This window comes from Flavivirga aquimarina (assembly GCF_030540835.1).
Lineage (GTDB): Bacteria > Bacteroidota > Bacteroidia > Flavobacteriales > Flavobacteriaceae > Flavivirga > Flavivirga aquimarina.
In genome coordinates, this window is the sequence record NZ_JAUOEK010000184.1 from 30,688 (window position 1) to 43,243 (window position 12,556).

The window sequence follows — 12,556 nt, forward strand, 5'->3', positions numbered from 1 at the left end:
TTTAAAAAATTCAAGACCTTTTTACTATTAATGTATAATTCTATGAGTTAGTCACTCTGTATATCTTTGACTACAAAAATACAAAAAATTTTATTATGCATACATAATAAAATTATTTTTTAACATATTTTCTCAAAATGACAAAAAATATATTAATAAAACCTTTTGAAACCACTTATAATTCGGCTCCTTTCTCAAAAATAAAAAATGATGATTTCCTACCTGCTTTTAAACAGGCTATTGCTGATGCTAAGTTTGAAATTGATGCCATAACCAACAATGACATCGCTCCTACTTTTAAAAACACTATTGAAGCTTTAGACTTTGCTGGAGAACAATTAGATAGAATTTCCAGTATATTCTTTAATTTAAATTCTGCCGAAACGAATGATACCATTCAAAAAATAGCACAAGAAATATCTCCGCTTCTATCTGAATTTAATAACGATATAACTCTAAATGAAGACTTATTTAAACGCATAAAAACCATTTATAACAGTAAGGATTCATTGGATTTAACTGTCGAACAGCAAACACTGCTTGATAAAAGGTATAAAAGTTTTTCACGTAATGGTGCTAATTTACCTAAAGATAAAAAACAGGAACTTCGAGATATTGATAAACAACTAAGTCAATTAACACTCAAATTCGGGGAAAATGTATTGGCAGAAACCAATGCTTTTGAAATGTTAATCAATAACGAAGATGACTTATCTGGTTTACCTGAAGGTGCTAAAGAAGCTGCTAAACAATTAGCTGAATCTAGAAAAAAAGAAGGCTGGCTGTTTACATTAGATTACCCTAGCTATGTACCTTTTATGACCTATGCAGATAATCGTGAATTAAGAAAAAAGCTCGCACTAGCCGCCGGATCAAAAGCATTTAAAGGCGACGCGCTAGACAATCAGGATAACATATTACAAATAGTAACATTAAGATTTCAACGTGCTAACTTGTTAGGTTACAAAACCCATGCACATTTTGTTTTAGAAGAGCGCATGGCAAAAACACCTGAAACTGTTGAAAGTTTTTTAAATGAATTACTAGAAAAGGCAAAACCAGCTGCCGAAAAAGAATTTAAAAATCTTGAAAAATTTGCCAAAGAATTAGATAACATCGACCGACTTGAAAAATGGGATGGATCGTATTATTCTGAAAAATTAAAACAGAAACTGTTTAGTCTTGATGATGAAAAGCTAAAACCTTATTTCAAATTAGAAAACGTTATCAATGGTGTTTTTACTGTTGCTAAAAAATTATTCGATTTAAATTTTGAGGAAATTGATACCATAGATAAATATCATAAAGACGTTTTAACTTATAAAGTAACTAATAATGATGGTGATTTAATTTCCCTTTTTTATGCAGATTTTTTTCCGAGAGCTGGAAAACGAAATGGTGCGTGGATGACATCTTACAAACCACAATCTATAAAAAATGGTATTAATGACAGACCTCACGTATCTATAGTTTGTAACTTCACTAAGCCTGTCCTGAGCGCAGACGAAGGGGCGACAAAAAGCAAGCCTTCTCTTTTAACCTTTAACGAGGTTACAACTTTATTTCATGAATTTGGGCACGCATTACATGGTATGTTAGCAAACACTACATACCCCAGTTTATCTGGAACCAGTGTATTTTGGGACTTTGTTGAATTACCAAGTCAGGTTTTAGAAAATTGGTGCTATGAAAAAGAAGCTTTAGAACTTTTTGCTACCCATTATGAAACCGGAGAGGTTATCCCGATGGATTTAGTCGAAAAAATAAAAGAATCTGCTACCTTCCATGAAGGGATGCAAACACTTAGGCAAATAAGTTTTGGGTTATTAGACATGAGTTGGCATGCAAACGAGGCACCCGACACTATAAAATCTGTTAAAGCTCACGAAACTAAAGCTTTTAAAAATACAACGCTTTATCCTGAAGTACCAGAAAATTGTATGAGCACTGCTTTTTCACACATCTTCCAAGGAGGTTATTCGTCTGGTTATTACAGTTACAAATGGGCTGAAGTTTTAGATGCCGATGCTTTCGAATATTTTAAAGAAGCTGGTATTTTCGATAAAACAGTAGCTAGCAAGTTTAAAGATAACGTATTATCGCAAGGAGGAACAGAAAACCCAATGACCTTATACAAACGTTTTAGAGGTCAAGCTCCTAAACCAGAAGCTTTACTTAAACGTGCTGGATTAATTAAATCTTAAAACAAAAGTCTGGGTTTAAGTAACCCAGGCTTTTGTTTAACTTTTTCTGTCGCCAAAATCTTGTTATAATTTAACCTGAGTTTAATATAAGTACACCAAATTTGGATGTCAGGTTGAGTACTTCGGCTACGCTCAGTATTAACTAAAGTCGAAACCTATTTAAACTTGTAAATTTTAATGACCTTTCGACTGCGCTCAAGGCGACAAGTGATAATATTATTGAGTTTATTCTTAAAATGAGTTTATCTTAAATTTAACTCAGGTTAAATTATACTTTTAGTTTTTAATGAACCGCTAAAATGCTTCATTTAAAAACTCATTCAAAGGTTTTATAACCTTAAAATGTTTTAAAATAACTTCTTTCAGACTAGTTGAATTATAATATTTAGCTAAAGGAATTTCTGCCATAGCATAAAACTGCTTTTTATAGATAAGGGCTGTTTTCTCTGCGACAGCTTCATACTTTTTATCAATACGTTTAGCTTCATCACCTTTCACACCCCTTAAAGTGTTATTAAACTCTGTTGTAGTAACAATATTTAAAAAGTTATCTGTATTATTTGCGATATGCTCTCTTACAAGCTTTAATTCTGGAGGTTTCACATTAAACATACCACCACCAACATGAATTGTATTTGCACTTATTCCTAAAAAATATCCCGGAAGCATGGACTTTTTACCATTGGGAGAAAACCCTGCTTTTAATAAAGTATGGTAAGGTGTTTTATCTTTTGAAAACCGAACATCTCTATTAATTCTAAAGAGCGCTTTCTTTTCATCGTCTAAAATTCTGCTATCCCATTCATTTAGGGTTAAAAGTAATTCGGAAAGCAACACTAAAAAAGGGGTTTTAACATCATTTTCATACCTTTTTTTATTGGCATGAAACCATTCTTTGTAGTTGTTCTCTTCTAACTCGTTGAAAAAATCGGTGTAAGCTTTGGTTATCATTTTTTATCCTGTATTATGCTTAATGCTAATTTTGTTAGTGGTTCCCAGTAACTTTTATGTTCTTTTCTCAATTGATACCAGCCAGACAATGGCTTTTTACTTTTAAATGGGCTAAATACTTCTAAAGGGGCAGAAATAGCTTGGGTATTATAATCCTTTCCTAGCTTAAATACCATATTCTGTTTGGTTGAAAAAAATGCAAATACTTTACCTTTATAATGTATTGCTTCAGAACTCATCATTTTTCCTTCAGTAATATGCTCATATTTAGAACAAAATTCTCCTCTAATAACATTAAAAAATTGTTTTGGTTCCATAGATCTTTTCAATAAGAACTCAAAGTTAGAAAATAGAAGCCAACATTAAAGAGGTTAAATATGACACTCTAAGGTGTTGATTATGACGAAAATTAATAATATCTTTAAAACTGAAATATGTAACTATGAAACATGTAAGTATTCTGGTTCCAAAGCATAACACTATTCTAAGTAGCGTCGTTGGCCCTTATAAAATTTTTAATAGTGTTAACGATTTTCTTATACAAACAGGAAAAAGCAAAAAGCCTTTTTTCGATATAAACCTGGTTGGGATAGACTATGGAACAGCACTCTATGACGGTGCATTCTCTATACACTGCAACGCTACTATACATGATATTGATAAAACCGACCTTATTATTATCTCAGCTGTTAGACCTAACTGTGTCGCAGAAAGCATAAAAACCAATCACGCATTTATTCCTTGGATTAAGCAACAACGCGAACAGCATAATACAGAAGTAGCCAGTTTATGCCTTGGGGCATTTATTTTAGCTGAAACAGGCTTATTAGACAACAAACAATGTGCAACACATTGGGCTGGTATCGATCTATTTAAACAGAGATATCCGCAAATTGATGTATTTCCGGAAAAAATTGTTACTGACCAAGATGGTATTTATTCTAGTGGCGGTGCTTATTCGTTTTTAAATCTTATTGTGCATTTGGTTCATAAATATTGCGGACAAGAGGTTGCGATTTACGTATCTAAACTCTTTGAAATTGATATAAGTAGAGACAACCAAAATCAATTTGCCATTTTTAAAGGACAAAAAGAACATGCCGATGTTTTAGTACAAAAAGCTCAGATATTCATTGAAGAGAATGTTACTAAAAAAATTTCGGTAGAACAGCTATCGGAAAGTTTAGCCGTTAGTCAACGTCATTTTATTCGCCGATTTAAAAAAGCCACAGCCAATACACCATTAGAATATATTCAGCGTGTAAAAATTGAAGCTGCTAAAAACAGTTTAGAATCTACGCAAAATACTATAAACGAGGTGATGTTTTCGGTAGGGTATTCAGACACAAAAGCCTTTAGATCTTTGTTTAAAAGGTATACTGGTTTAACACCGATGGCTTATAAAAATAAATATAATAGAGAGTTGGTTAATTATTAATTTGCTAGAATAAGTTGATACATTTTTCCGTTTACTGCTTATGAGCTTTATGAAATTACTCGTACATCTTATTATTATTTTTCTTCTAACAGTTTTAACACAAGTTGGGGGAGTAATTTGGATTATTACATGGATACTATCTTCTAAGTTTAAAAAGAAGAAACGGTTTATTTTTCCCATTTTATATTTAATATGTAATCTTTTGATAGTTCCTCCAATTGCAAAACAATTTGGTAGAGAACAATTACCTGTTTTCGATAAAAAACTTAAGCCTCGAAATTTTATTTACCCTTTGCTATTTAGAAATTACGTAAACCCTAAACTAAAAACAGAACTTGAAGATTCAGCTCATGTTTTATTTAAATCAAAAATTTCAATCACATATCTAGATGCCAATTTTCCATTTATAAATGGCTTTCCTTTGCTGCCCCATTTAAGCCATAGCGATGGAAAAAAGATTGATCTTTGTTTTATGTACCTAGACAAAAACTTAAAATCAACAAATAAAAAACCTTCTGTTTCCGGATATGGCATTTACGCAAATTCTGAAAGTAACTTCACATCAAAACCTTGTTTAGAAAAGGGTTATTGGCAATATGATTTTTCGAAATATTTATCCTTAGGAAAAATTCATGATTTAACTTTTGATAAAAAGAAAACCAAACAATTAATAAATCAATTATTAGAAAAACCTTCAACTGGGAAAATATTTATTGAACCTCATCTAAAAAAATCATTAGGATTAATTGAAGAAAACAAAATCCGCTTTCACGGTTGTCAAGCAGTTCGTCATGATGATCATATCCATCTTCAAATTAAATAGCTCTAGTAATTCTAGATTAAATATTCTTTATGAAATTGTACATCTTCTCTCTTGTTTTCTCATCAGGCATTTTACCATAACCAGCCATCATATTATCAATAGCATGATGTGGTTTTGATGTACCAGGAATCACACAGGTCACTAATTCATTAGACACAATAAATTTTAGAAAGAACTGCCCCCAGCTATTTATATCATATTCTTTTACCCACTCTGGTAGGGCTTTACCTTTTACATGCCTAAACAGACTACCACTTTCATAGGGTCGGTTAATTAAAACGGCAGTATTATTTTTTCTAATAGTTTCAAATAAAGACTTTTCGGCATGACGGGATCTTATGGAATAATTAAATTGTACAAAATCTGGTTTTTCTGCTTTAATGACATTTTCCAGTCGATAATGAGACGCATCCGTATAATGCGTAATGCCCCAATATTTAATCTTGCCTTGCTCTTTCCAATCTTTAAGTGTTTTTACATGAACTCTCCAATCGACCAAATTGTGAATTTGCATTAAATCCATCTGTTTGCGCTTCATTAATTTAAAGGAACTATTCATTTGATTAATTCCTGCTTCTTTTCCACTGGTCCATACTTTTGTGGCATAGAAAAAATCTTTATTAAAATTATTTGTACTGGTTAAATCACCAACAACACGTTCCGAGCTTCCGTACATTGGAGAAGAATCTATAACCTTACCACCTAATTTCTTCATTTCTAACAAAACCTGAGTTAAACGTTTTCGATCTGCATTAGAATTACCAACATCAAAAGTCTGCCATGTACCTAAGCCAACAACTGGTAACAATTGATTTGATAATGGAATTTTTCTCTGTAACATGGTATCTTTAAAATTAAACGCTGATAGTACCGGAGACAAGGCCATTGCTAATCCTGCAAGCCCTGATAGTTTTAAAACTTCTCGTCTATTAAAATTATTATTCATCATGTTTTATTGTGTTTGAAATTAATTCTTTTTCTTTAATCTTATACACTTTTCCTAATCGATTTCCATTAAACGACCATAACAATGCAACTGGTAGTGAGATGAGAGCAATTATAGACAATCCTAAACCAAAAGATATGAGCAAAGAAAATAACCACCCCGTTAAAGCATCTCCACCCCTATAAATTATAGTATCAATAAAATTCTTAACTCTATATTTCTCTTCTTTATTACATACCGTAAACAATATTTCCTTCGAAGGCTTTAAAAGCGAAAAATTTCCAGCTCGATGGACTATAATTAAAGTTCCTATTACCAATACAGATGGATTTATACTTAAAAAAGCAAAACCAATAGCTATTAAAAAAGGAACTAAAAATAATGTTATTTTCAATCCGTATTTTTTTATAACGCTACTAGTTATGAAAACTTGACTGAATACAGTTAATGTGTTTGTTATTAAATCAACCTTTGAAAAATACAATAGCCGTCGACTGCTTTCTGTAATGGAATTTTCAACTATATGAGCTTGTTCAAAATATAAAAACGTTGAAATAGCTGTATAAAAAATCATGAACAAAATGATGCTCTGCAAATACTTTGATTTCATTCCTTTTTTGATAGATAATAGAATATCTGGGGCTAATATGACATTTGAATTAAAACCATTATTTGATTTCAAATGCTTGTTTTCTTCTTTAAGATTCACAATTTTTTTAATCGCAAATAACACTATTAACATACATACTCCTGCTACTAGAAAAAGGTTTTCAATTGAGGTTTGAGTAACCAGTAACGAAGAAATGATTGGACCAATTAAAGCGCCAATACTCCCACCCGCTGCAATAATACCGAACAAACGTTTAGATGATTCACTTGAAAAAACATCGGCCATAAAACTCCAGAAGAGAGACACCACAAAAAGATTAAAAACGCTAAGCCATATAAAAAAGGAAGCCGCTAAAAGCTTAGACCCATGAAATATTTTAAAAAGAATATAAAATATTATAATATTAAAAAGGAAAAAAGTGTAAGACAAAAAAAGTACTTTCTTTAAAACAAACTTTTTTGTTATGTATAAAAATAGTGGCACTACCAAAAGCATTGCAACAAACGTCCCTGTAAATAACCATTGCATATTATTTGCTCCATTAACAATCCCCATTTCATCCCTAATTGGTCTTAAAATAAAATAACCGGATAGCAAACTAAAAAAATATATAAAAGACCAAAGAACTATTAGTTTCTCTGATTTTTTCATCATAACCACACTGGTTACTATTCTAGAACAAGCACTTTTCATCAGTTTAAGTTTTATTAAACCAAATATGAAAAAGGCAACCCTAAAAGTCTGATTGATTTATTTAAATGAATGACTTATTTATAAATCAGGGATAAATCTTTTATAGTAAGAAGGAGTTGATCCAGTATGTTTTTTAAATGCTGCATTGAAGGCAGATAAAGAATTAAACCCACATTCGTAAGCAATACTGGAAATTTTAATGTTTTGATAGTCTTTATGCTTAAGTAACTTTTTAGCTTCTTCAATTCTATATACATTAATGTATCCTGAAAAGTTTGTATTGAAATAATCGTTAATTATATGCGACATTACATATACCGGTACTCCCAAAGATTTTGACAATTGTTTTAAGTTGAAATTAGAATCAAGAAAAGGTTTTTCAACGCTCATTAATGTCTCTATTTCTTTTATACGTGCCTCTAAGTCTTGATGTGATAAATTGATATTATTATATTTCTTTTTTCTTGAAATTAAATAAAAGAACTGGGGATTCTTCATTAAGAAAAAACTTAAAAAAAACACATAGACACCATAAACAATTGGTCCAAGTAAATAAGGTGTCATACCAAGAATATAATTGGAAAAATATGAAAACTGCAGAAACACAGTACCACCAACCAATAAACTTAACCACAGCCATTCTTTTTTTTGGCACTTTGCTATACCATTTATAAAAACATAAACTATAATTAAAGTATAAAATAACTGATGATAAAGTAGCATACTATACCCTCCAACATTCCAAAAGCTATTTGAAGTTAGCGAGAAGCTGTTAGCCAAAATTATAAATGAAGGAATAAAGTGTAACAGGTTAATTTGTAACCAACTCTTTTCGTTTACAAAATAGTACGTGTATAAATAGAGTAAAGGACCAAAAGCCAAATGTGCAGCAAACCCTAAATTAATAAACCAATTGGGAGTTTCACTTAAGTAAACCCATAAAATAGATTTTACAATTCTTATAGTAATAGAAAAGAAAAATAAACCCAGTAAATAGTTTTTAATATGTCGCTTCCTTTCAAAGAAACTAAATAATGCTAAATAGATGCTTTGGAATGCGCCTAAACAAGCTAAGATTAATTCTACATTCTTATTTAGCTTGACTACTTTCACTTGAATTCATTTTAACTAAAATACTTATTTCATTGATTAAAATGGCTCACATTATAAAAATTTATGAAAACTTTAATAGCATTAAACAAACTTTCAATAATTATTGAAAGTTTAGAAATTATTATTATCTTTGTTACATGGAATATCAAGAAGCAAAAGAAAAATTTATTAGTACATGGGGAAGTTTAGGCTCTTTATGGGGCATAAACAAGGCTATGGCACAAATACAATCTTTGCTTTTTATTTCAACAAAACCACTTTCTATGGAAGAGATCATGGAAGATTTAAAGATTTCACGAGGTAATACCAGTATGAATTTACGACAGCTTATGGATTGGGGTATTGTTACAAAAGAACTTATTCCGGGCGAACGTAAAGAGTTTTTCACTACCGAGAAAGATGTACAGGAATTAGCAAGACACATAGCCAAAGAAAGAAGTAGAAGAGAAATTAAACCGGTTATTAAAATTTTAAAAGACGTTAGCTCTATAAAAGATGATGGTACCGCAAAAACCAAAGAACTTATAAAACAAACTAAAGCCTTACACGATTTAGCAAAAACAGCAGATGCTATGATGAATAAAATAGTGAGTCAAGACCAAAATTGGTTAACTAAATCTTTACTTAAATTTATAAAATAAAAAAATTTAAAATGTACTTTCAATATTTTCTGAAATTTTAATAATATGAAAACACAAATACCAAACTGGCTTATTATTCTTGGAGGATGCGGCCAAATATTCACAGCAATGATTTATCCTTACATACGTCATAAAGTATTTGATTGGTATAACGACGTAAAACAACTGAAATCTTTAAATCAAGAAATTGCAAAAACCTATGGTAGATATATTCAAGGTTTAAACTTTTCATTTGGTTTAATTGCAATACTATTAACTGGTGATTTACAAAATGGAACCAGATTAGCTTTAGCTTTAACAGGTTTAATTGCTGCTTATTGGGTTGGAAAAGTAATGACACAGATTGCCTATTATCCTATGTATCAAATTCCTCAAAAAACAATTTTTAAAATTGGAAGCTATTTTATGAATAGCCTGTTTATCCTTTTTGCAATTGTTTATACATGGCTGTTCATTATCAATTTTACTACTTACTTCAACTTTTAAATAAAATAGATGGAATCTACAATAATTACATATCAAGAAAAAGCAAAAAACAACAAAATAGAAATAATTGATTTCTATAATGAAGCAACAGAAGATTACAAATTCTGGAGTAAAGATTACAATATGCATTTTGGATACTTCATACCATTTAAAACAAATATTTTTAAAAGAGATACCATGCTTAATGAAATGAATAATCAAGTACTAAAACGATTAAAACTCCCTTCAGAAAAAACACTTTTAGCAGATTTAGGTTGTGGTATGGGTGGCTCAATGAGGTTTGCCTTAAAAAAGAAGAAAAATATTGCTGCGTTTGGTGTAACATTGTCAGATTTTCAAGTTAAAAAAGGCAATGAGTTATTACAAAACCTAAATGGTACTATCCTAAAAGAAAATTATAATAAGACATCATTTTCATCAAATATTTTTGATGGCGCTATTGCTATTGAAAGTTTTTGTCATTCTGGCCATGGTAAAGAGGCTTTTAAGGAAGCTTTTAGAATATTAAAACCTAATGGCAAACTTATAATAGCTGATGCTTTTCTTAAAAAGAAAGAAAAGGACCTCTGCAAAGGGGGGCATTATGCATACCATAAATTGTGTAATCATTGGAGTTTAGAAAGGTTAGGTTATATAGATGACGTTATTCAAGAATTAAAAAAAGTAGGCTTCTCAAAAGTTAAAATCGAAAATACTTCGTTTAAAGTAGCGCCATCGGTATTGCACGTTCCTTTTACTATTATAGGCTTTATAATGAAAAAAATATTTCGTTCAAAAAAATTGAAAAGAGAAAGTCTGCACAATTTAAAAGGTTCTTTTTATGCATTATTATCGGGTTTACATATGAAAAGCTTTGGATATTATTTAATAACCTGTACTAAATAGACTTTTAAGTTTCAATTAAACCAATTAAGAATTTTACATGATTTATTAAACCTTTAAAAAAGTCATTTTTTTACCTTATTTTTGAAATTCAAAATATTTGTATATATAATGCCTAACCATCAAATTAATCCAAATCAATGGATAGATTTATATTCTGATTACTTATACAACTACACGATTACACGTGTTAGTGATAAAGAGATTGCTCAAGATTTGGTACAAGATACTTTTTTGGCTGGTTTAAAATCGATGAAAAACTTTAAGGGAGAAGCTAGCGAACGCACTTGGCTTATCTCCATTTTAAAGAGGAAAATCATAGATCATTACCGCAAAATAAATTCAAATAAAGGAAAAGCAGAAGTACGTATTAGTTATAATAACGACTCCGAAACAGAAGGCGATTGGCTAGAAGAACGTGTTGCAGACCCTTTTGATAAAACTGCAGAAGACACAATGCAAAATAGTGAGTTAGGTGATACCATTCATAACTGTTTAGGGAAATTACCAAAAAAACAAGCAGATGTTTTTAAAATGAAAACCATTCAAGGTTTTGAAACCGAAGTTATTTGTAATGAATTAAGTATTACAGCGTCTAACCTTTGGGTAATCATACACAGAGCACGCACGGCTATGGCAGATTGCTTAAAAGAAAATTGGTTTTAATTATGAGTAAAATTAAGATTTTAATCCCTTGCGAAGATGCAAATCATGTATGTGATAAAACGCAATATAAAGAAGCTACATTATGGGAGAAAATTATACTCAATATACATTTAATATATTGTAGAGTCTGTAGAAAATACACAAAAAACAATACGAAACTTACCAAGGTTATAAAAAAATCTAAAGTGGAATGTTTAGACAAAAAGTGTAAAGAAACTATGAAGCTAGATTTTGAAAAAGCTTTAAAAGAATATTCTAATTAATAGAATATAAATAGCAGTATTAGCCATAAAACAGGTATACCTTCTACCCAAAATGCACTATAACTTTTTCCTTGTTCTGTTTTAGAAAATAATAAAAACAGTAAAGTAATACAGGTAATTATCATTAAAACAATGATGTCCACCCCACTTATTTCATTCTTTAAAAAATCTAAAAAGAAGCATACTACCAATAATACACTTCCTATTATTTTTGTTTGTTTCACCCCTATTTTCTGAGGAATAGTTGATAACTTTAAACTATCATACCTTAAGTCTCTAATTTCAAAAGGTAGCATTAAAACCATGATAAAAAGACACCTCTGAATCACAGTAATAACAACATCGGTATCTATAGAATAATTATTATTTATTAAAGGAAGTAAAACAGTAACACCGGTCCAAATAAGGGCTATTAAATAAATTTTCAGACCGCCGATACTTCTTAAATTATGTTGTCTATCTAAAAAAAAATGTTTTGGCAAAAAAGGAATGGCATATAAAAATGTAATAACTGCAAAACCAGCAATATAAATTAAAGTCGTTACACTTAACTTAAAAGCATAATAACACATTAAAAGAAAGCTAAAAAAGGAAAATATTTGAATCAATTTTAATCCATTTGCCAAGCTTCTATGGTGAAACTTTGCTATCCCAAAGTACTTAACAAAATTATATCCGGTTATAGAAGCATAAAACACAAAACAAAGTATGTTTTTATCGTAGGGAATTTGAAATTCCATAAGCGTAATCCATGTTAACGAAAACACCGATAAAGCCACATGAATACTACTGTTTAAATAGAAATTAAAAAGCTGTTTTATAAACTTCATAATGTAAAAA

14 protein-coding genes are annotated in these 12,556 nt (G+C 30.3%); 8 read left to right on the plus strand and 6 right to left on the minus strand.

The features are described from left to right. Positions 1–137: 137 nt before the first annotated feature. A complete protein-coding gene (locus Q4Q35_RS20205; protein WP_303279847.1) occupies positions 138–2,204 on the plus strand; it encodes a M3 family metallopeptidase in 2,067 nt (688 codons plus the stop codon). A 294-nt stretch (positions 2,205–2,498) separates the two neighbouring features. On the opposite strand, the gene Q4Q35_RS20210 is transcribed toward Q4Q35_RS20205, so the two are convergent. After that, on the minus strand, positions 2,499–3,155 hold the full coding sequence (locus tag Q4Q35_RS20210) for a DUF2461 domain-containing protein (RefSeq protein WP_303279848.1): 657 nt from the start codon (positions 3,153–3,155) through the stop codon (positions 2,499–2,501). Continuing rightward, on the minus strand, positions 3,152–3,472 hold the full coding sequence (locus tag Q4Q35_RS20215; protein WP_303279850.1) for a hypothetical protein: 321 nt from the start codon (positions 3,470–3,472) through the stop codon (positions 3,152–3,154). The genes Q4Q35_RS20210 and Q4Q35_RS20215 overlap by 4 nt, the downstream gene beginning before the upstream one ends. Positions 3,473–3,597: 125 nt before the next feature. Here Q4Q35_RS20215 and Q4Q35_RS20220 point away from each other — a divergent pair, with 125 nt between their 5' ends. Then, complete coding sequence (locus Q4Q35_RS20220; protein ID WP_303279852.1) at positions 3,598–4,593, plus strand: GlxA family transcriptional regulator; 996 nt, start codon at positions 3,598–3,600, stop codon at positions 4,591–4,593. Between the two features lie 202 nt (positions 4,594–4,795). Further along, the gene (locus tag Q4Q35_RS20225) at positions 4,796–5,416 is read left to right on the plus strand and encodes a hypothetical protein (protein ID WP_303279854.1); all 621 of its coding nucleotides are present in this window, start codon (positions 4,796–4,798) and stop codon (positions 5,414–5,416) included. A gap of 16 nt (positions 5,417–5,432) precedes the next feature. Here the strand turns inward: Q4Q35_RS20225 and Q4Q35_RS20230 are convergent, their stop codons facing one another. The 3 genes from Q4Q35_RS20230 to Q4Q35_RS20240 form a co-directional block, all read right to left on the minus strand. Further along, complete coding sequence (locus tag Q4Q35_RS20230) at positions 5,433–6,365, minus strand: aldo/keto reductase (RefSeq protein ID WP_303279856.1); 933 nt, start codon at positions 6,363–6,365, stop codon at positions 5,433–5,435. Continuing rightward, positions 6,355–7,665 (minus strand): NTP/NDP exchange transporter, encoded by a 1,311-nt coding sequence (locus tag Q4Q35_RS20235; protein ID WP_303279858.1) that lies wholly within the window; start codon positions 7,663–7,665, stop codon positions 6,355–6,357. The genes Q4Q35_RS20230 and Q4Q35_RS20235 overlap by 11 nt, the downstream gene beginning before the upstream one ends. Before the next feature lie 78 nt (positions 7,666–7,743). Next, positions 7,744–8,778, minus strand: a complete 1,035-nt coding sequence (locus tag Q4Q35_RS20240) for a helix-turn-helix domain-containing protein (RefSeq protein WP_303279859.1) — start codon at positions 8,776–8,778, stop codon at positions 7,744–7,746. A 137-nt stretch (positions 8,779–8,915) separates the two neighbouring features. Between Q4Q35_RS20240 and Q4Q35_RS20245 the strand changes: the two genes are divergently transcribed. From Q4Q35_RS20245 to Q4Q35_RS20265, 5 genes are all read left to right on the plus strand, one after another. After that, a complete protein-coding gene (locus Q4Q35_RS20245) occupies positions 8,916–9,419 on the plus strand; it encodes a GbsR/MarR family transcriptional regulator (RefSeq protein WP_303279860.1) in 504 nt (167 codons plus the stop codon). Positions 9,420–9,464: 45 nt separating this feature from the next. Next, a complete protein-coding gene (locus tag Q4Q35_RS20250) occupies positions 9,465–9,905 on the plus strand; it encodes a hypothetical protein (protein ID WP_303279861.1) in 441 nt (146 codons plus the stop codon). Between the two features lie 9 nt (positions 9,906–9,914). Then, positions 9,915–10,790: an SAM-dependent methyltransferase gene (locus tag Q4Q35_RS20255; RefSeq protein WP_303279863.1), complete on the plus strand. Its 876-nt coding sequence runs from the start codon at positions 9,915–9,917 to the stop codon at positions 10,788–10,790. 108 nt (positions 10,791–10,898) lie between these two features. Beyond that, positions 10,899–11,453: a sigma-70 family RNA polymerase sigma factor gene (locus Q4Q35_RS20260; protein WP_303279865.1), complete on the plus strand. Its 555-nt coding sequence runs from the start codon at positions 10,899–10,901 to the stop codon at positions 11,451–11,453. Positions 11,454–11,455: 2 nt separating this feature from the next. Then, the gene (locus Q4Q35_RS20265; RefSeq protein ID WP_303279866.1) at positions 11,456–11,716 is read left to right on the plus strand and encodes a hypothetical protein; all 261 of its coding nucleotides are present in this window, start codon (positions 11,456–11,458) and stop codon (positions 11,714–11,716) included. Here the strand turns inward: Q4Q35_RS20265 and Q4Q35_RS20270 are convergent. Then, the gene (locus Q4Q35_RS20270; RefSeq protein ID WP_303279867.1) at positions 11,713–12,546 is read right to left on the minus strand and encodes a UbiA prenyltransferase family protein; all 834 of its coding nucleotides are present in this window, start codon (positions 12,544–12,546) and stop codon (positions 11,713–11,715) included. The genes Q4Q35_RS20265 and Q4Q35_RS20270 overlap by 4 nt on opposite strands. Positions 12,547–12,556: the final 10 nt, after the last annotated feature.

What these genes read in the sequence shown, in the direction of transcription:
- Q4Q35_RS20205 (WP_303279847.1), top strand. Translation starts at nt 138, where the DNA reads ATGACAAAAAATATATTAATAAAACCTTTTGAAACCACTTATAATTCG.
- Q4Q35_RS20210 (WP_303279848.1), bottom strand. Translation starts at nt 3,155, where the DNA reads ATGATAACCAAAGCTTACACCGATTTTTTCAACGAGTTAGAAGAGAAC.
- Q4Q35_RS20215 (WP_303279850.1), bottom strand. Translation starts at nt 3,472, where the DNA reads ATGGAACCAAAACAATTTTTTAATGTTATTAGAGGAGAATTTTGTTCT.
- Q4Q35_RS20220 (WP_303279852.1), top strand. Translation starts at nt 3,598, where the DNA reads ATGAAACATGTAAGTATTCTGGTTCCAAAGCATAACACTATTCTAAGT.
- Q4Q35_RS20230 (WP_303279856.1), bottom strand. Translation starts at nt 6,365, where the DNA reads ATGATGAATAATAATTTTAATAGACGAGAAGTTTTAAAACTATCAGGG.
- Q4Q35_RS20235 (WP_303279858.1), bottom strand. Translation starts at nt 7,665, where the DNA reads ATGAAAAGTGCTTGTTCTAGAATAGTAACCAGTGTGGTTATGATGAAA.
- Q4Q35_RS20245 (WP_303279860.1), top strand. Translation starts at nt 8,916, where the DNA reads ATGGAATATCAAGAAGCAAAAGAAAAATTTATTAGTACATGGGGAAGT.
- Q4Q35_RS20250 (WP_303279861.1), top strand. Translation starts at nt 9,465, where the DNA reads ATGAAAACACAAATACCAAACTGGCTTATTATTCTTGGAGGATGCGGC.
- Q4Q35_RS20255 (WP_303279863.1), top strand. Translation starts at nt 9,915, where the DNA reads ATGGAATCTACAATAATTACATATCAAGAAAAAGCAAAAAACAACAAA.
- Q4Q35_RS20260 (WP_303279865.1), top strand. Translation starts at nt 10,899, where the DNA reads ATGCCTAACCATCAAATTAATCCAAATCAATGGATAGATTTATATTCT.
- Q4Q35_RS20265 (WP_303279866.1), top strand. Translation starts at nt 11,456, where the DNA reads ATGAGTAAAATTAAGATTTTAATCCCTTGCGAAGATGCAAATCATGTA.
- Q4Q35_RS20270 (WP_303279867.1), bottom strand. Translation starts at nt 12,546, where the DNA reads ATGAAGTTTATAAAACAGCTTTTTAATTTCTATTTAAACAGTAGTATT.